We start from the raw sequence: 17,439 nt of genomic DNA on the forward strand, positions 1-17,439 counted from the left end.
GCGTTGGAAACGATGATTGTGACGGTGGTGCTGTTGCTGCTTGCGGTGCCGGTAGGGCTGGTGATCGCCCTGGTGTGGATCGCCGGGCTGCGGCGGCGCGTGGATGCGCTGGAACAGCGGCTTGCGCAATGGCAGGCCAGCGGCGCAGCAGGTGCGGACGCGGCGGCGGTGCACAGGTCAGCGCCAACGCCATCGCCTGCCGGGGCGTGGGAGCCGCAAGAGGCGTCCAACGTCGGCATGCCTGCGTATGGCGAGCCTGAGCTGCCTCTCGCAGCAGATCTGCAAGCCGCGCCGGCGCCGACGCCGGTCGCACCACTGCCAGTGCCGCCAGCATTGCCGGCAGAAGCTCCCGCATCGTCTGCGGCGCGCAGCGCAGTGCAAGCGCCGCCCCTGACCGCTGCGCCTGCCGAGTTCGAGCAGCCAGCGCACGTGCCCTCCGGGCCGGGCCCGCTGGCGCGCGTGGCCAGCGCAGCGAAGCGCTGGTTCACCGAGGGCAATGTGCCGGTCAAGGTCGGCATGCTGGTGTTGCTGGCCGGCGTGGCGTCGCTGTTGAAGTACGCCAGCGACCAGGGCTGGATGCGCATGCCGATCGAGCTGCGGCTGGCCGGCATCAGTGTGCTGGCGCTGGTCGGCCTGGTCTTCGGCTGGAAGCAACGGCTGCAGCGGCCGGGCTTTGCGCTGGCGTTGCAGGGCGGCGCCATCGGCGGCTTGCTGCTGACGGTCTTTGCCGCGTTCAAGCTGTACGGGCTGCTCGGCGCAGGTCTTGCGATGGGCATCAGCGTGGTGCTGATTGCCGGCATGTGCGTGCTGGCGGTGGTGCAGGATTCGCGCACGCTGGCCGTACTGGGCGTGCTGGCCGGCTTTCTCGCGCCGATCTGGCTGTCCACCGGCAGCGGCAATCATGTCGCGTTGTTTTCGTACTACGCGGTGCTCAACGCCGGCATCGTGGCAATCGCCTGGACGCGTCCGTGGCGGGTGCTGAACCTGCTCGGATTCGCCTTTACCTTCGGCATCGGCACGCTGTGGGGTGCGCTGCAATACACCCCGGCGAAATTCGCCACGACCGAGCCGTTCCTGCTGTTGTTCTTCGCCATGTATGTGGCGATTCCGGTACTGCACGCGCGGCGTGGCGATGGCAGCGCGGGCAAGCTCATCGACGGCAGCCTGTTGTTCGGCACCCCGCTAGTGGCCTTCGCGTTGCAGGCGCGCCTGCTGGATGGCGATCGCCTGCCGTTGGCGCTGTGTGCGCTGGCGGTGGCGGCGCTGTACGCGGGCCTGGCCAGCTGGTTGCTGCGACGTGCCTCCACGCGCCTGCTGGGTCAGGCGCACGCGATGCTGGCGGTCGGTTTTGCGACCCTGGCGGTGCCGCTGGCATTGTCGGCGCGTGCCACCGCCAGCGTCTTCGCGCTCGAAGGCGCCGGCTTGCTGTGGCTGGGACTGCGGCAGCAGCGTCGCATCCCGCAGTTCAGCGGGGTGGCGTTGCAGTTGCTGGCGGCGGTCGGGGTCGCCTTCGGTGTGGATGCGTGGCGCCACGACACGGTGGCCGTTGCCAACGCCACCTGCATGAGTACCTTGCTGCTTGCATTGGCCGGCTGGGCCAGTGCCTGGTTCCTACGCGATGCAGGGCAGCCGCGCCGCGCGCTGGTGGCGTATCTGTGGGGGCTGGGCTGGTGGGCGCTGTGCGGTGTGCACGAGATCTTGCGCTTTGCCGGCGATCTGCGCAGCGAGCCGGATCTGCTGCTGGGCTTTGTCGCACTCAGCGTGTGGCTGGCAGCCGAGGTGCATCGGCGTCGCCCGGCAACGGCGCTGGTGTGGACGGCGATGTTCGGGCTGGCGCTGGCCGCGCCGTTGGCGCTGTGGCAGAGCCATGCGCATACGCAACCGTTCGCACATTGGGGGGCGCTGGCCTGGCTGGCGTTCGCCGTGGCCGGCACGCGCGCGCTGTGGTGCCTGCGCAGGCAGCACGGCGCCGGCGCGGTGGCCGCACAGTTCATCTGGTGGCTGCTGTGGCCGCTGGTGGTGTCGTTGGGCGTGTCCTGGCTGGCCGATACGTTCGTGCTGGCAAATGGCTGGCGTTGCGCCTTGCTGGCCGCGCCCTGGCTGATCGTGGCGGCAGTGGGGCTGTTGCGCTGGCCATGGCTGGCGTGGCCGCAGGGTGCCGGTTTCGATCGGGCACGCAATGCCTTGCTGGGCTGTGTGTTCGCGGTGCTGGGCATCGGTTGGTTGATCGTGCTGCTGGACCCGGTGAGCGCGGCGCCATTGCCATGGCTGCCCGTGCTCAACCCGGCCGAGCTGGCGCAACTGGCGGTGCTGGCCTTGCTGGCGCGTTGGGCCTGGTCTGCGCAGGCGCCGTTGGCCGTGCAACGGTGGCGGGTGACTGCGCTGGGCGTGTCGGGCTGGGCCTTGATCACCGGCAGCACCTTGCACAGCGTGCATCACTGGGGTGGCGTGGCGTGGGATGCCGGCTTGATCGGCGCGACCCTGTCGCAGACCAGCCTGACCATCGTGTGGAGCGTGCTGGGCGTGCTGGGCTGGGTGATCGGCTCGCGGCGCGGTCAGCGTGGACTGTGGCTGGGTGGTGCGCTGTTGATGGGCCTGGTGCTGGCCAAGCTGGTGCTGGTCGACCGCCAGCATCTGGGCAATCTGCTCGGCATCGGCTCGTTCATGGCCTATGGCCTGTTGTGCACCGTGGTGGGCTATCTGGCACCGGCGCCGCCGCGCCAGCCGGTGGCCGAAGAGCAGACTGGCGGAGACGATGGCGTGGACAAGGATCAGGCATGAAATCGAGGCAATGGGGATGGCTGCTGTTGGTGCCGCTGCTGGCGCAGGCAGCCGATGTGCGCCAGGACTATCGTCAACAGTGGCCGCTGCAGGTAACCGGCGCGGACGCCGGCATGTATCAGCTGCGTTTGAATGCGGCGATCTATCGCAGCGCCCATGACCCGGGGCTGCGCGATGTCACGGTGATCGATGCGCGTGGCGAGGAGATGCCGGCCGCGCTCTTGCCGGTGGATGCCGCGCCGGCTGCCGCGCCGCGTCGGCAACGCCTGCCCTTGTTCGCGCTGCCGGCCGGTGCGGCGCCCGCCAACGGCGATCTGCAGCTGATCGCCGAACGCGATGCCAGTGGCGCGGTGCGTCGGCTGGAAGGCCGTTTCGCCACCGGCACCGCTGCCGTTGCAGGCGCCGGTGGCAGCTGGCTGATCGATGCCAGCGCGTTGCGCGATCGTCCGCGCGCGCTGTGGCTGGACTGGGACGGCAACACGCCGGTGCAGGCCCGGCTGCGCGTGGAAGGCAGCGACGATCTGCGCGACTGGCACCTGCTCGCCGCAGATGCCACCGTGATGGCGCTGGACAACCAGGCGCAGCGTCTGCAGCAGCGCCGCATCGCGTTGGAGGCGGGCGCGCGCTATCTGCGCATCGTGCCGGTGTCCGGCGAGTTGCCGGCCTTGCGCGTGGTCGATGCGGAACTGGACGGCGTCTCGACGCCGCCGCAATCGCAGTGGCTGGAATTGCCGGGCACCGCGCAGGACAAGGCAGTGGTGTATGCCTTGCCTGGGCGCTTTCCGATCACCCAGGTCGATGTCAGCGGCGGTCAGGCCGAGGCGGTCGAATGGACCGTGGCAAGCCGCGATGCCGATGACGCACCGTGGCTGCAACGTGCCGGGCCATGGTTGGCGTATCGCCTGGGTACTGGCACCGCCGCCGCGTCGCCACCGCAACAGCTGTCAGCGCCTGTGCGCGACCGTCAGTGGCGATTGCTCGCCGCACAAGGACGCAGCACCGCGCTGCCGACGCTGCGCGTGGGCTACCAGCCGGAGCGGATGATGTTTCTCGCCCAGGGGCAGCCGCCGTATGCGGTGGTCGCCGGCAGCGCGCGGCAGCAACGTGGCGATGCGCCGCTGGCCTCGATGCTGCAGGCACTGCGCCGCGAACGCGGAGCGCAATGGCAACCGGCGCAGGCCAACATCGCCGCGCAGGCACAGCCGCTGGCCGGTGATGCCGCGCTGCAGCCGGCCGCCACACCGCGTGACTGGAAGCGCTGGTTGCTATGGGCGCTGCTGGTCGGCGGCGCCTTGCTGGTCGGTGGTTTTGCAGTGAGTCTGCTGCGCAATTCGGCGACCGACCGCAGCCCCTGACGACCCTTCGCGTTGCAACGCGGTTTGCCGCTGCGGCGCGAAGGTCCGACAATGGGCATCCCCCGTCGCAAAGGCAGCCGCATTGCCCGTCGTCTTCGACCGAGCATCCCCCGCATCGCCAGCCGTATGGGCAGCGACATGCGCGACAGGCAAGCTGCAATCTCCGCGACCTGCACGCGGGCGCAACGCCAGCGTGCAACGGCTGCGCCAAGCCATCCATCCGCGCAGCGCCCAGGCATCGGCGCCACGTCCACCGGCTGCTTTTTCGATTCCCCAATCCCGATTCCCCAATCCCCAGACCTAGCGAGCTGACCCCATGTCCATCGTCCGCATGACCGACCTCGATCTCTCCGGCAAGCGCGTGCTGATCCGCCAGGATCTCAACGTGCCGATCGACAACGGCCAGATCACCTCCGAGCAACGCATCACCGCGTCGGTGCCCACCATCAAGCTGGCGCTGGAAAAAGGCGCTGCGGTGATGGTCACCTCGCACCTGGGCCGGCCCAAGGAAGGCAGCTGGACCGAAGAAGATTCGCTGGCGCCGGTAGCCGCGCGCCTGACTGCGCTGCTGGGCGTGGACGTGCCGCTGGTGCGCGACTGGGTCGACGGCGTCGACGTCGCGCCGGGCCAGGTGGTGTTGCTGGAGAACTGCCGTATGAATGTCGGCGAGGGCAAGGACGACGAGACGCTGGCACGCAAGTACGCGGCGCTGTGCGATGTGTTCGTCATGGACGCCTTCGGCACCGCGCATCGCGCGCAGGCCTCCACGCATGGGGTGATTCGCTTTGCGCCGGTGGCTGCCGGTGGCCCGCTGTTGATGGCCGAACTCGATGCGCTGGCCAAGGCGCTGGACAACCCCGCCAAGCCGCTGCTGGCGATCGTGGCCGGCAGCAAGGTGTCCACCAAGCTGGAGCTGCTGTCCAACCTGGTCAACAAGGTGGACCAACTGATCGTCGGCGGCGGCATCGCCAACACCTTCATCGCCGCAGCCGGGCATGGCGTCGGCAAGTCGCTGAGCGAGCCGGATCTGATTCCCACCGCCAACCAGATCGTCGCCGATGCGAAGCTGCGCGGTGCGGAGATTCCGTTGCCGACCGATGTGGTCGTTGCCAAGCAGTTCCTGCCCGATGCCGAAGCGACGGTGAAGGCGCTCGACGCCGTGGAGGCCGACGACCTGATCCTGGACATTGGCCCGCAGACCGCCGCGCGCTACGCCGAGCTGATCGCCAGCGCCGGCACCGTGGTGTGGAACGGGCCGGTCGGCGTATTCGAGTTCGAGCCCTTCAGTCATGGCACCGAGACGCTGGCGCGTGCGATCGCCAGCTCCAAGGCGTTCTCGATCGCCGGTGGCGGCGACACCCTGGCGGCCGTGGACAAGTACGACATCGCCAAGGACGTCACCTACATCTCCACCGGCGGCGGCGCCTTCCTGGAATTCCTGGAAGGCAAGACCTTGCCGGCGGTGGCCGCGCTCGAGGCGCGCGGCAAGTGAGTGCAGCCACGCTGTTCTTCGATCTGGACGGCACCCTGGTCGATTCGGAGCCGGGCATCGTCGCCAGCATCGTGCACGCCTTCGACGCGGTGGGCCAGCCGCGTCCGTCGCCGCAGACCCTGCGCGCGTGGATCGGCCCGCCGCTGCGCGACAGCTTCACCGACTGCTTTCCCGACGATCCGGAGCTGGTGCAGCGCGCACTGGCGGCGTATCGCGGGCGTTACGACGCGGTCGGCTGGACCGAACTGAGCGTGTTCGACGGTATCGGTGAGGTCGTCGTCGACCTGCACCGCGCCGGCCATCGCCTGGCGGTGGTGACCTCCAAGAACGAGCGTTACGCGCGCCGCATCGTCGAGCATCTGCCGTTCGGGGCCTGCTTCGAGAACGTGATCGGGGCCAGCGAAGACGGCGAACGCCGCTTCAAGCCGGACCTGATCGCCGAAGCGCTGCGGCGGTTGGACATCGCCAAGACCGGCTGCGTGATGATCGGCGACCGTCGGATGGACATCGATGGCGCCAACCACCACGGCATCCACAGCATCGGCGTGCTGTGGGGCTTCGGCGACGAAGCCGAGCTGCGCGCCGCCGGTGCCGGTGCGATCGCGCACACGCCTGCCGAATTGCGCGCCTTGATCCAGTCGTAGGAGTGACAAACAGAGCAGCTGCGCGCGTCGCCAGGCGAGCGCAGCCGGCGCTCGTCGTTGGATAGCGGCACGCGGATGCGGTGAGGGTCTTGCAGCATCCGCGCTGCGACGACCGCTCGTTGTCATCCGACCGCCGCTGCAACCCGTAGGGCCTTCACCGCTGCCGCGTTAGGGTGGCAGCCCACAGCAACATCCCGCGGTGCGTCAGCGCGCTGCGGAAAGCGTACGTACTGTCCCGCACTGTCTTTAGGACATGCCGGAATACGAGGGTGGCTATGCCGCAATGCCATCCTCGGTAGGTGACGCGTGTGTTAAGTTTCGCGGCTTTTACAGGGAGGCCATCATGAAAGAACGTCAACGCCGCACCAAGATCCTCGCCACGCTCGGACCGGCGACGGATCCGCCCGGTGTGCTGGAAGCCTTGTTCAAGGCGGGCGTCAACGTGGTGCGCCTCAACTTCAGCCATGGCGACCCGTCCGGCCAGGCCAAGCGCGCGGCCGAAGTGCGCGCGGCGGCCGTGCGCGTCGGTGCCGAAGTCGGCATCCTGGCCGACCTGCCGGGCCCGAAGATCCGCGTCGAACGCTTTGCCGAAGGCAAGGTCAAGCTGACCACCGGCGAGCGTTTCGACCTGGTGGCCGACCCCAATGCGCCTGCCGGCGACCAGCACCAGGTCGGCGTCAGCTACCTCGGCCTGCCGCAGGACGTGGCCGCCGGCGACGTGCTGCTGCTGGACGATGGCCTGGTGCAGCTGCAGGTGGCCGAAGTGCAGGGGCAGCGCATCGTCACCACCGTGCTCAACGACGGCGTGCTGTCCGATCGCAAGGGCCTGAACAAGCAGGGTGGCGGCCTGTCGCTGGGCGCGCTGACCGAGCGCGACAAGGAGCTGATCGGCATCGTCGCCAAGATCGGCGTGGACTTCATCGCGGTGTCGTTCTGCCGGAACGCCGAAGACATGAATGACGCGCGCCGCATTGCCCGTCAGCACGGCTGCGATGCCGCGCTGGTGTCCAAGATCGAGCGCACCGAAGCGATCGAGAACCTGGTCGAGATCGTCGAAGCCTCCGACGTGGTGATGGTGGCGCGTGGCGATCTGGGCGTGGAAATCGGCGATGCCGAATTGCCGGGCCTGCAGAAGAAGATCATCCGCGAGTCGCTGGCGCAGAACAAAGTGGTGATCACCGCCACGCAGATGCTGCAGTCGATGGTGGAAAGCCCGATCCCGACCCGTGCCGAAGTGCTGGACGTGGCCAATGCGGTCATCGACGGTACCGACGCGGTGATGCTCTCGGCCGAGACCGCGGCCGGTGCCTACCCGGTGCGTGCGGTGGAAGCGATGGCGCGCATCTGTCTGGGTGCCGAGCGTCAGTTCGAGTTCGACACCGACTTCGAAGCGGCGCAACGCAATCTGCAGCGCGCCGACCAGGCGATCGCGATGGCGACCATGTTCCTGTCCGAGCACATCGGTCTGGCTGGCGTGGTCGCGTTGACCGAGTCCGGCGGCACGCCGCGGTATCTGTCGCGCTTCCGTTCCAACATGCCGATCTACGCCTTCACCCGTCACGATGGCGCGCGCCGCCACATGGCGATGATGCGTGGCGTGTTCCCGATCAGCTTCGACAGCCGTGGCCTGACCCCGCGCGAGGCCGCACGTGCGGCGATCCGCCTGCTGGTGGAGAACGAGCGCATGGGGCCCGGCGACCGCGTGGTGTTCACCAGCGGCGAGCATATGGAAACCCACGGTGCCACCAACACGCTGCGTCTGCTGGAAGTGGGCGAAGACGGCCGCGCCAGCGGTCTGGGCGAGCTGTAACGCACGCCCTGCGCAGCGCGTGCGTCGTCGGTCGACACGCGCGCTGCATCCACATCGTTGCGTACAGACACAGCGGCGGCCTGCGGGTCGCCGTTGTGTTGTGCGGGACAGGGTCTGCGGTGCGAGTGCGCCCGCGGAGCGCGCAGCCCGCAACGCGCATCACGCTGCGAGCCGCGCCACACATCCGCCATGCCGGACACGTGTAATCGGTTGCAGGCATTCCGTGAAGGAATGTCTGCAACTTTCGTCGCTATACTTTCGTTCTCCCCCGCAGCTGCCACAGGAACTACATGAGCATCGAACAGCTTGCCGAAACCGCCCAGGCCATGGTCGCCCCGGGCAAGGGCATCATCGCCATCGACGAATCGACCAGCACGATCGCCAAGCGTTTTGCCAGCGTCGGCATCGAGAACATCGAAGAAAACCGTCGCGCCTACCGCGAACTGCTGCTGACCACGCCCAAGCTGAGCGACTACATCTCCGGCGCGATCCTGTTCGACGAGACCATCCGTCAGAAGACCAAGGACGGCGTGCCGTTCGCCGAGTACATGACCGCCCACGGCATCATCCCGGGCATCAAGGTCGACAAGGGTGCGCAGCCGCTGGCCGGCATGCCGGGCGAGCTGGTCACCGAAGGCCTGGACGGGCTGCGCGCGCGTCTGGAGGAGTACTACACGCTGGGCGCACGCTTCGCCAAGTGGCGTGCGGTCATCAACATCGGCGAGGACATCCCGTCCGGCACCTGCATCGAGGCCAACTCGCATGCGCTGGCGCGTTATGCCGCGCTGTGCCAGGAGCAGGGCCTGGTGCCGATGGTCGAGCCGGAAGTGATCATGGACGGCAACCACGACATCGAGACCTGCTACGAGGTCACCGAAGCCACGCTGCGTTCGCTGTTCGGCGCACTGTATGAGCAGAATGTCGTGCTCGAAGGCACCATCCTGAAGGCCTCGATGGTCATCTCCGGCAAGGGCTGCGAAGAGCAGGCCAGCGTCGAGGAAGTGGCCGAGTCCACCGTGATGTGCCTGAAGTCGACCGTGCCGGCGATCCTGCCGGGCATCGTGTTCCTGTCCGGCGGCCAGACCGACGAGCAGTCCACCGCGCACCTCAACGAGATGCACCAGCTCGGCAACCTGCCGTGGCCGCTGAGCTTCTCGTACGGCCGCGCGATGCAGCAGGCTGCACTGAAGCTGTGGGCCAAGGACATGACCGGCAACTTCGCCAAGGCGCAGCAGGTCATCTATGAGCGCGCCAAGGAAAACGGCCTGGCCGCGCTGGGCAAGTGGAAGGGTTGATCGGCATGCCGGCCGCTTCATGGCCGGAGCACACCTAGCGAAAACGCCGGCAGCGATGCCGGCGTTTTTGTTTGTGTGGGTTGCCACGCGCCCGCACGACTTTCTAAACGCAACGAGCGCCTTGCGGCGCTCGTCATCTCCAACCTCTGCCTTGCACAGGCGTCAGGCGGCAGCGGTTTCCTGCGCAGCCAGCGCCTGCTGGTAGGCCTTGAACGTGGCCTCGTTGTAGGCCACCAGCACGATGTGCTTGGGCACCTTGTGCGAGCGCTGCCAGTCGCGCGTTTCGGTCACGGCGATGCGCGCGGCCTGGTACAGCGGATAGCCATAGATGCCGCAGCTGATGGCCGGGAATGCGATCGAATGCAGCATCATCTGCTCAGCCAGCTTCAACGACTGCCAGTAGCAGTTGGCCAGTTGCTCCGGCTCGTTGTGCTTGCCGTCGCGCCACACCGGGCCGACGGTATGGAAGACGTGCCGCGCCTTGAGATCGAACCCGTCGGTGATGCGGATTTCGCCGGTGGGGCAGCGCACGCCTGGACGCACCTGCGGTAATGCCTCGCAGGCCTGCAGCAGGCGCGGGCCGGCAGCGCGATGGATGGCACCATCCACGCCGCCACCGCCCAGCAATGATTCGTTGGCGGCGTTGACGATGACGTCAACGTCGAGTTCGGTGATGTCGCCTTGCCAGACTTCGATCTTCATGGCCAGATAATTATGGGATTTGCATGAGGAACGCGTGATGGGGCGCGCGTTGCGGAACAGGCACGCTAGCGCCCATTCATCTCATCTGCTGCGATTGCCGGGAACGGCTGTGGCGGTCGTGCGGCGGGAAGCATGCGAACCCGCAAGCTGCGATCAATCCGCTCAATCGCCGAGCAGCAATGTCGCCACGATTGGCGACTTACAGCCAGCGCCGCACGCGTGCGCAATAGGCGCTGTATTGGCGGCCGAATTCGTTGCGCAGACGCGCCTCTTCGAATGGAATCACATACCGCTGCAGGGCCAGCCAGGGCAGCGGCAGCAAGACGACTGCCCACAGCAGGCCTAGCTGCAGGCACAGGCCCACATAGCTGAGCACCAGCGCCAGGTACATCGGGTTGCGGGTGAAGCGATACGGGCCATCCAGCACCAGCCGTGAGGGATGGCCGCTGGGCATGATGGTGGTGCGCCGGCGCGCGAACAGGATGAAGCAGCTCACCGCCAGCGCCAGCCCCAGACAGGCGATCACACCGCCGGTCAGCTCGATCCAGGCCAGTGGCGTCGGTGCAGGCAATGGCAGCTGCAGTGCGCTCTGCAGCCAGGCGCCCACGCCCAGGGCAAGCGCGAAGTGCGCAGGCGAGGTGATCTTGACGAGCCATGGCGCCCGCCACACGCGGGTGTCGCTGTATCCATACGGCCGGTTGCTCACGACGGTTCTCCCTGTGTCGGCCGCCATCCTAACGTTTCCTTGACGCGGAGGGGAGTATGCGCACGCCGGAGTCCGCCGCACGCGAACGAAAATCCACGCAGGCGTAGTGCTGCGACATTGGCATGTCCGCGCCGGCACGCGGGAGCACAACGAGCAGCTGCGCAATGACTGGACGACCACAAACACACAGGCCGCGCTGTGGGCGCGGCCTGTGTGTGCAAACCAACGCTGTGTGATCGGTCAGGGCAGACCGGCCAGCCAGTCGTCGTCGGAGCCTTCGTTGATGTCGGCAAACAGCGGCGTGGAGAAATAGCGCTCGCCGGTATCCGGCAGCATCGCCAGCACGACCGCACCGGGCACCGCGCTTTCGGCCACGCGCAAGGCGGTGGCGACGGTGGCACCGCCGGAGATGCCGGTGAAGATGCCTTCTTCGGCGGCCAGACGGCGGGCCACGCTGATCGCGTCGGTGTCTTCCACGCTGAGCACTTCGTGGGCGACCTCGCGGTTGAGCACCTCCGGCACGAAGTCCGGGGTCCAGCCCTGGATCTTGTGCGGCTTCCAGTCCTGGCCCTGCAATAGCGCAGCGCCGGCCGGTTCGGTGGCGGTGATGCGCACTTCCGGGCGGGCCACGCGCAGCACTTCACCCACGCCGGTGAGCGTGCCGCCGGTGCCCCAGCCGGTGACGAAATGGTCCAGCCGGTGGCCGGCGAAGTCGCGCAGGATTTCGGCCGCGGTGGTGTTGCGGTGGTAGGCCGGATTGGCCGGGTTGGCGAACTGGCTGGCCAGGAACCAGCCATGCTGCTCGGCCAGCTCCCTGGCCTTGCGCACCATGCCGCTGCCGCGCTCGGCGGCCGGGGTCAGGATCACCTTGGCGCCGTAGGCGCGCATCAGCTTGCGGCGCTCGATCGAGAAGGTTTCCACCATGGTGGCGACGAACTTGTAGCCGCGCGCGGCGGCCACCATCGCCAGCGCCACGCCGGTATTGCCGGAGGTGGCTTCGACAATGGTGTCGCCGGGCTTGAGCAGGCCGCGTTGTTCGGCATCGAGGATGATCGCCAGCGCCAGGCGGTCCTTGACCGAGCCGCCCGGATTGAACGACTCGACCTTGACGTACAGGGTCACGTGCTCGGGCGCGAGCCGGTTGAGTTTGACCACCGGGGTACGGCCGATGGTGTCGAGGATGTTGTCGTACAGGGCCATGGGGTCTCCGTCGGAATCAGGCTGCGTGGGCGAGTGTGGGCGCGTCGGGCGTTGCGATGGGTGAGTGCGGGGGCGGCTGCGCGGTCAACGGCGCTGCGCCGAACCAGTGCAGGCTGGCGGCCAGCCCGGCGACCTCGCCCAGGATCAGCAACGCCGGGGCGCGCACGGCGTGCTGCTGCGCGGTGGCCGCCAGGCTGGCGAGGGTGCCGGTGATCACGCGTTGCTGCGGGCGCGAGCCGTTTTCCACCAGCGCGAACGGGGTGGTGGGTGCGCGGCCGGCCTGCAGCAGGCGTTGCTGGATGCCGTCCAGGCCGGCCACGCCCATGTAGAAGGCCAGGGTCTGGCGTTCCTGGCCAAGCGCCTGCCAGTCCAGCGTGTCCAGCGAATCCTTGCAGTGCGCGGTGATCAGCCGCAGCGATTGCGCATGGTCGCGGTGGGTGAGCGGAATGCCGGCATAGGCGGCGCAGGCGATCGCGGCGGTGATGCCGGGAATGACCTGGAAGCCGATGCCGTGGTCGCGCAGGAATTCCAGCTCTTCGCCGCCGCGGCCGAACACGAACGGGTCGCCGCCCTTGAGCCGCACCACGCGGCGCCCGGCGCGCGTGTGCTCGCGCATCAGTACGTGGATCTGCTCCTGGCGCGTGCTGTGGCCCTGGGCGGCCTTGCCGACTTCCACGCGCAGCGCGTCGCGTCGGGCCAGTTGCAGGATCTGCGGGCTGACCAGGCGATCGTAGAGCAGCACATCGGCCTGCCGTAGCGCGCGCAAGGCATGCCGGGTGAGCAGGCCGGGGTCGCCGGGGCCGGCACCGACCAGGGTCACGCTGCCGGGCAATAGCCGGCCGACCGCGGTGCGTGGCGCCGGGGGCCGTGCAGGTGGCGCTGCCGACGCGGCGGGCGTGGCGTCGTGGGTAAGCAGGCGGCGTGCGCTGGCCGCGGTACGCAAGGCATCGTTGAGGTCCGGCGCGGTGCTGGCGGCGATGGTGAGCCAGACCGGTTGGTCGGGCAGCTCCAGCCATGCCGGCTCGAACCGTCCCACCAGCCAACGCAGCCGCCCGGCCTGCGCCCAGTCGCGCAGTTGCGGGCTCAATTCCGGCGCGCCGACCAAGGGGACGGCGCCGGCCTGCAGCAGCGCGGCGGTGGCGTGCTCGGCCTCGGCGCCGCCGCCGATCACCAGGACGGCACGGCCACGCAGGTCGGCAAGAAGCGGGAAAACAGAGGGCACGGCCAGCGCATCGAGAGGGGAGGGCCAGACCGTAACGCCGGCATATAGCGGTCGGAAATGACTTCATACACCCTGAAAATAGCGTTCGGTTATAAGCTGGCCCGCAGAACTCCTCTACAGTCGAGTCCTTCGTGGCGCCTCGCGCTTTTTTGGATATAAGCCCATGACGCTGACCCAACTTCGCTATCTGGTCGCCATCGCCGATGCCGAGCTCAACATCACGCTCGCCGCCGCGCGTGTGCATGCGACCCAGCCCGGTCTGTCCAAGCAGCTCAAGCAGCTGGAGGACGAACTGGGCTTTCTGCTGTTCGTGCGCAAGGGACGCAGCCTGGATGCGGTGACGCCGGCCGGCGTGGAAGTGATCGAGCGCGCGCGCTCGGTGCTGTCGGAAGCCAACAACATCCGCACCTACGCGGCCAACCAGCGCCGCGAGAGCCAGGGCCAGCTGACCCTGACCACCACCCACACCCAGGCGCGTTTCGTGCTGCCGCCGGCGGTGGCGCAGATCAAGCATGCCTATCCACAGGTCAGCGTGCATCTGCAGCAGGCCGCCGAAAGTGCGGCGCTGGATCTGCTCAGCCAGGGCGATGCGGATATCGCAGTGGTCAGCACCGCCGGCGGCGAACCGAGCGCCGGCATCGCGGTGCCGCTGTATCGCTGGCGGCGGCTGGTGATCGTGCCGCGCGGCCATGCGCTGGATCAGGCACGCACCGCGCCGGACATGCAGGCGTTGTCGCAGCACCCGTTGATCAGCTACGAATCCTCCACGCGGCCGGGCTCGTCGCTGCAGCGCGCATTCGCCCAGGTCGGGCTGGAGCCGAGCATCGCGCTGACCGCGCTGGACGCAGACCTGATCAAGACCTATGTGCGTGCCGGGCTGGGCGTCGGGCTGGTGGCTGAGATGGCGGTGAGCGCCAGCGACGAGGACCTGCGCGCCTGGCCGGCGCCGGCGCCGATCGCCGAGTGCATCGCCTGGGCAGTGCTGCCGCGCGACCGCGTGTTGCGTGACTACGCCCTGGATCTGGTGCACGTGCTGGCACCGCAGATCGACAAGCGCGACCTGCGCCGCGTGCTGGACGGCAACCAGGCCCCGGCCTGGCCGCTGCCGCCGACCTGGGAATCGCTGACCCAGACCATTACCAGCTGAGCTGGCTGTCGAAGACTGCAGCGCGCATCGAGCACGCTTGCTCGCGACGTCTGCTGTCGACGTCTGCTGTGTCCGGGGGAATGCTTCGGTCACTGAGGGGGCGCCTGCACGCGTACCGGCATGGGACACGCCGCAAGTACGTCCACGTAGCAACTGTGCAACTGCGTCATGCTGGCGGTCAGTGTGCGGAATCGATGACGACTGTCCGTACACTGCGACCTGTACGCCGGGCGTACCGATTCCCCTTGGCTGCGCGCGCGGTCCCTGTTCGCCACTGTGAGGCACTGCCACCGATGACCGAGCCACTGCGTCCGCCCCACAGCCGGCTGTGGTCGCCCGACCAGGACGGCGGCATGGCCTTGCAGCTGTCGGCACGCGTCGAGGGCCGCGAGCATGCGGTACTGACGGTGCTGGCCGATTCCCGGGACGAATCGTTGTGGGTGGAACTGCAGGCCGATGGCACCCAGGTGCAGATTCCGCTGGCGGTGCTGCGCCAGCTGCTGGAGGTTGCGGCGGAAGAGGTGCATTCGGCGGACTGGTTCGCGCGCCAGGATGCGGCCGATTCCGGGTTCTGAGACAGCCCGCGAACGCACATCGGAATGGTGCGCTGCAGCGTCCGCTTTCTAGAAAACCTTTCTTCTATCAATCACTTGAGGAGCGGTGGGCGCTCGCCAAAATGCGCACTGTCGGTGATTCTCCCTACAGCTGTCAGGGCCGTGGCGGCGGGGTGGTCTGGCCGCATCAAGTTGCGCCCTGCGCTGTCGTAAATCCTTATAGCAACCATCACGCGACACTCTCGGACGTCTAGGGGTGGACGGCGCAGGACCGGCGATGCGGCACATCGCATCGCTGGTTTGTTTGTCGGTGTCGTCAAGCGGTTGCTAGCGCTGTCGCATCACCATTGCGCGAGGCTGCGCAATGGAGCGACTGGCGCACCCGGGTCCCTGGGGAGAGACCTGGCGTGCTTGGCGGCGGATCCGGGTCGGGAGCCCGGGTCCGCCTTTTTTTGCGTGGCATCGGCTGCATGGCGTTGCCGGTCTGCGCAATGCCGGCAAGCAGCGCCCACCTGCTGCGCTGACTCAGTCTGGCCCGGCGCTACCGAGTGGTGGTCAGGCCAGCGGGATGCGTACCGAAAAGCAGGTGCCGCCGCCCGGGCGTGGGCGCACATCCACTTCGCAGCCCAGGGTCTCGGCGGTGCGGTGCACGATCCACAGGCCGATGCCCAGCCCGTCGCTGCGCGGGTCGGCCTGGCGGAAGGCCTGGAACACCTGTTCGGGGTGGTCCAGGTTCAGGCCGATGCCGCTGTCGATGATTTCCACCACCGCGTGGCCGGGGCGACGCCGGACGCCGACCAGCACGCGTCCACGTTCGGTGTACTTGACCGCGTTGCCGATCAGATTGCCGAGCAAGGTGGTCAGCAGCGTGGGATGGCTGCGCACGCGTAGCGAGGTGGGCACGTGGCGCAAGGCCAGGCACTTGTCGATCGCCGGTTGCCGCCACACACCCAGCACCGAATGCAGCACATCTTCCAGCGCCAGCGGCTGCAGATCCGGCGTGGCGGTCTCGCTGGCGGCCGCCAGGGTGGCCAGCTCGTCGAGGTTGCGCGCCACCAGATTGATCGCATCGCGCGCGGTGACCAGGGTCGGCACCGAATCGACATTGGCATGCCGGCGCATCTTGTCGATGGCGTAGGCGGCGGTGCGCAGCGGGGTCTTCAGGTCGTGCCCGGCGATGGCCATCAGGCGACTGCGGTAGCGGTCGGATTCTTCGGCCACCTGCAGCGCGCGGCGCAGTTCCAGCTGTGCCATGGTCTGGCGTGCGAGTGCGCGCAGCGCATCGACCTGTTCGGCACTGAGCTGGCGCGGCTGGCGGTCGAGCACGCAAACCGTGCCCAGCGGCAGACCTTCGCTGGTCTTGAGCACGGCGCCGGCATAGAAATGCAACGGCGCCTCGCCGGTCACCAACGGATTGCGCGCGAAGCGGACGTCCTCGCGGGTGTCCGGCACCACCAGCACGTCGCTGTCGAGCAGCGCATGCGCGCACATCGACTTGAATAGCGGCGTCTCGCGCTCGCCCATGCCGCGTTCGCTCTTGAACCACTGCCGCTCGGCATCCACCAGGCTGATCAGCGCGATCGGCGTCTGGCAGATGATCGAGGCCAGCCTGGTGATGTCTTCGAAGGCGGCCTCGCGCGGCGTGTCGAGGATGCCGTAACTGCGCAGCGCCTGAAGGCGCAATGCCTCGCTCGGCGGCTTGGCAGCACAGGGAAGGGGCTCGGCCGCTGGGTCGGACAGGACGGTGCTCATGCGCGCGCAGGTGGATGGATGACGTATAAGCATAGGGCATGCCAGGGCCTGCCATGTGCGCGCTGTCACGTCCACTGCTGGAACTGTGACTACCGACCTCGACAACGGCCGTGCATCGACCCTTCAGGACTTCGTCTGTACTCGCGTCTGCGCGCCTGCAGGGTGCCTGATCGTCAGATTCCGCCACTGCTCAGTCTGGCGGGCAAGGCGGCCGTTGCCGACGGGTGCGACATGCGGTCGCGCACCGGCCGCCACCATCGCCCCTGCGGCATGCGGCGGCTTACACTCGCGCAATGCCTTCGCTCCGCCGCCACCCTTGCCTGCACTTGCTTGCCTGTCTGGCGGTGCTGCTGATGCTGGTGGCGCCGCTGGTCAGCCGTTGGAGCCAGGCGCAGTCGCCCGAGCCGATGTGCATGAGCGGGCCGGCGCTGGACGCGGGCGGGTCGCTGCATGCGGACCAGGCCCTGCCGGCGCAGACGGCCGCGCACCATCACGCCGCCGCTGCATCGCCCGCCAAGCCGGACACCGGCCAACACGCAGGCGCGCATGGTGAAGCCTGCGATTACTGCGTGCTGGCCGCGCGCCTGCTGCCGTGGCTGGCGTTGCTGGTGCTGTGCCTGCTGCAAGCGCGGCCGGCGCCGGCGCCGGTGCACAGGCAGGCGCGCGCAACATCGACGGTGCGCTGGGCCGCACTCGGGGCACGTGGGCCGCCGCTGCACGCGTGAGTCTGGCCCCATCGCGGGCGTCCGCTGCGTTGTAGCGATTGCGTGCCCGACCTT

At 68.2% G+C, this 17,439-nt stretch carries 14 protein-coding genes; 9 read left to right on the forward strand and 5 right to left on the reverse strand.

The window, feature by feature from the left end:
* The first annotated feature begins 12 nt into the window (after positions 1–12).
* From GGR73_RS09435 to GGR73_RS09460, 6 genes are all read left to right on the forward strand, one after another.
* Positions 13–2,781 carry a DUF2339 domain-containing protein gene (locus GGR73_RS09435; protein ID WP_456362951.1) on the forward strand — a complete coding sequence of 923 codons (2,769 nt, stop codon included), beginning with the start codon at positions 13–15 and terminating at the stop codon, positions 2,779–2,781.
* A complete protein-coding gene (locus GGR73_RS09440) occupies positions 2,778–4,136 on the forward strand; it encodes a DUF3999 domain-containing protein (RefSeq protein WP_184456677.1) in 1,359 nt (452 codons plus the stop codon). Before GGR73_RS09435 ends, GGR73_RS09440 begins: the two co-directional genes overlap by 4 nt.
* A 316-nt stretch (positions 4,137–4,452) precedes the next feature.
* The gene (locus tag GGR73_RS09445) at positions 4,453–5,628 is read left to right on the forward strand and encodes a phosphoglycerate kinase (RefSeq protein ID WP_047129224.1); all 1,176 of its coding nucleotides are present in this window, start codon (positions 4,453–4,455) and stop codon (positions 5,626–5,628) included.
* Positions 5,625–6,272 carry an HAD family hydrolase gene (locus GGR73_RS09450; RefSeq protein ID WP_104555345.1) on the forward strand — a complete coding sequence of 216 codons (648 nt, stop codon included), beginning with the start codon at positions 5,625–5,627 and terminating at the stop codon, positions 6,270–6,272. The genes GGR73_RS09445 and GGR73_RS09450 overlap by 4 nt, the downstream gene beginning before the upstream one ends.
* Positions 6,273–6,615: 343 nt before the next feature.
* The gene (pyk, locus tag GGR73_RS09455; RefSeq protein ID WP_024938169.1) at positions 6,616–8,082 is read left to right on the forward strand and encodes a pyruvate kinase; all 1,467 of its coding nucleotides are present in this window, start codon (positions 6,616–6,618) and stop codon (positions 8,080–8,082) included.
* 290 nt (positions 8,083–8,372) lie between these two features.
* On the forward strand, positions 8,373–9,377 hold the full coding sequence (locus GGR73_RS09460) for a class I fructose-bisphosphate aldolase (RefSeq protein WP_016902277.1): 1,005 nt from the start codon (positions 8,373–8,375) through the stop codon (positions 9,375–9,377).
* 162 nt (positions 9,378–9,539) lie between these two features.
* Here GGR73_RS09460 and GGR73_RS09465 read toward each other — a convergent pair whose 3' ends face one another.
* The 4 genes from GGR73_RS09465 to cobA form a co-directional block, all read right to left on the reverse strand.
* Entirely contained in the window at positions 9,540–10,079 is a 540-nt protein-coding gene (locus GGR73_RS09465; RefSeq protein WP_024938170.1) for an O-acetyl-ADP-ribose deacetylase, read from the reverse strand.
* A 199-nt stretch (positions 10,080–10,278) separates the two neighbouring features.
* A complete protein-coding gene (locus GGR73_RS09470; protein ID WP_184456679.1) occupies positions 10,279–10,785 on the reverse strand; it encodes a methyltransferase family protein in 507 nt (168 codons plus the stop codon).
* 240 nt (positions 10,786–11,025) lie between these two features.
* Positions 11,026–11,985, reverse strand: a complete 960-nt coding sequence (gene cysK / locus GGR73_RS09475) for a cysteine synthase A (protein ID WP_016902280.1) — start codon at positions 11,983–11,985, stop codon at positions 11,026–11,028.
* A gap of 16 nt (positions 11,986–12,001) precedes the next feature.
* Positions 12,002–13,207, reverse strand: a complete 1,206-nt coding sequence (gene cobA, locus GGR73_RS09480; protein WP_184456681.1) for a uroporphyrinogen-III C-methyltransferase — start codon at positions 13,205–13,207, stop codon at positions 12,002–12,004.
* Between the two features lie 163 nt (positions 13,208–13,370).
* Between cobA and GGR73_RS09485 the strand changes: the two genes are divergently transcribed.
* Together GGR73_RS09485 and GGR73_RS09490 are read left to right on the forward strand one after the other, a co-directional pair.
* Complete coding sequence (locus GGR73_RS09485) at positions 13,371–14,354, forward strand: LysR family transcriptional regulator (RefSeq protein ID WP_024938173.1); 984 nt, start codon at positions 13,371–13,373, stop codon at positions 14,352–14,354.
* A gap of 293 nt (positions 14,355–14,647) precedes the next feature.
* The gene (locus tag GGR73_RS09490) at positions 14,648–14,929 is read left to right on the forward strand and encodes a hypothetical protein (RefSeq protein WP_184456683.1); all 282 of its coding nucleotides are present in this window, start codon (positions 14,648–14,650) and stop codon (positions 14,927–14,929) included.
* Between the two features lie 534 nt (positions 14,930–15,463).
* Here GGR73_RS09490 and GGR73_RS09495 read toward each other — a convergent pair.
* On the reverse strand, positions 15,464–16,660 hold the full coding sequence (locus tag GGR73_RS09495; RefSeq protein WP_024938175.1) for a GAF domain-containing sensor histidine kinase: 1,197 nt from the start codon (positions 16,658–16,660) through the stop codon (positions 15,464–15,466).
* 293 nt (positions 16,661–16,953) lie between these two features.
* Here GGR73_RS09495 and GGR73_RS09500 point away from each other — a divergent pair, with 293 nt between their 5' ends.
* Complete coding sequence (locus tag GGR73_RS09500) at positions 16,954–17,385, forward strand: DUF2946 family protein (RefSeq protein WP_102251413.1); 432 nt, start codon at positions 16,954–16,956, stop codon at positions 17,383–17,385.
* Positions 17,386–17,439 lie beyond the last annotated feature (54 nt).

This window comes from Xanthomonas sp. F14 (assembly GCF_014199865.1).

Excerpts from the sequence above, each read along its gene's own strand:
- pyk (WP_024938169.1), top strand. The coding sequence starts at position 6,616 with ATGAAAGAACGTCAACGCCGCACCAAGATCCTCGCCACGCTCGGACCG.
- GGR73_RS09490 (WP_184456683.1), top strand. The coding sequence starts at position 14,648 with ATGACCGAGCCACTGCGTCCGCCCCACAGCCGGCTGTGGTCGCCCGAC.
- GGR73_RS09445 (WP_047129224.1), top strand. The coding sequence starts at position 4,453 with ATGTCCATCGTCCGCATGACCGACCTCGATCTCTCCGGCAAGCGCGTG.
- GGR73_RS09485 (WP_024938173.1), top strand. The coding sequence starts at position 13,371 with ATGACGCTGACCCAACTTCGCTATCTGGTCGCCATCGCCGATGCCGAG.
- GGR73_RS09500 (WP_102251413.1), top strand. The coding sequence starts at position 16,954 with ATGCCTTCGCTCCGCCGCCACCCTTGCCTGCACTTGCTTGCCTGTCTG.
- GGR73_RS09465 (WP_024938170.1), bottom strand. The coding sequence starts at position 10,079 with ATGAAGATCGAAGTCTGGCAAGGCGACATCACCGAACTCGACGTTGAC.
- GGR73_RS09495 (WP_024938175.1), bottom strand. The coding sequence starts at position 16,660 with ATGAGCACCGTCCTGTCCGACCCAGCGGCCGAGCCCCTTCCCTGTGCT.
- GGR73_RS09435 (WP_456362951.1), top strand. The coding sequence starts at position 13 with ATGATTGTGACGGTGGTGCTGTTGCTGCTTGCGGTGCCGGTAGGGCTG.
- cysK (WP_016902280.1), bottom strand. The coding sequence starts at position 11,985 with ATGGCCCTGTACGACAACATCCTCGACACCATCGGCCGTACCCCGGTG.
- GGR73_RS09440 (WP_184456677.1), top strand. The coding sequence starts at position 2,778 with ATGAAATCGAGGCAATGGGGATGGCTGCTGTTGGTGCCGCTGCTGGCG.
- GGR73_RS09460 (WP_016902277.1), top strand. The coding sequence starts at position 8,373 with ATGAGCATCGAACAGCTTGCCGAAACCGCCCAGGCCATGGTCGCCCCG.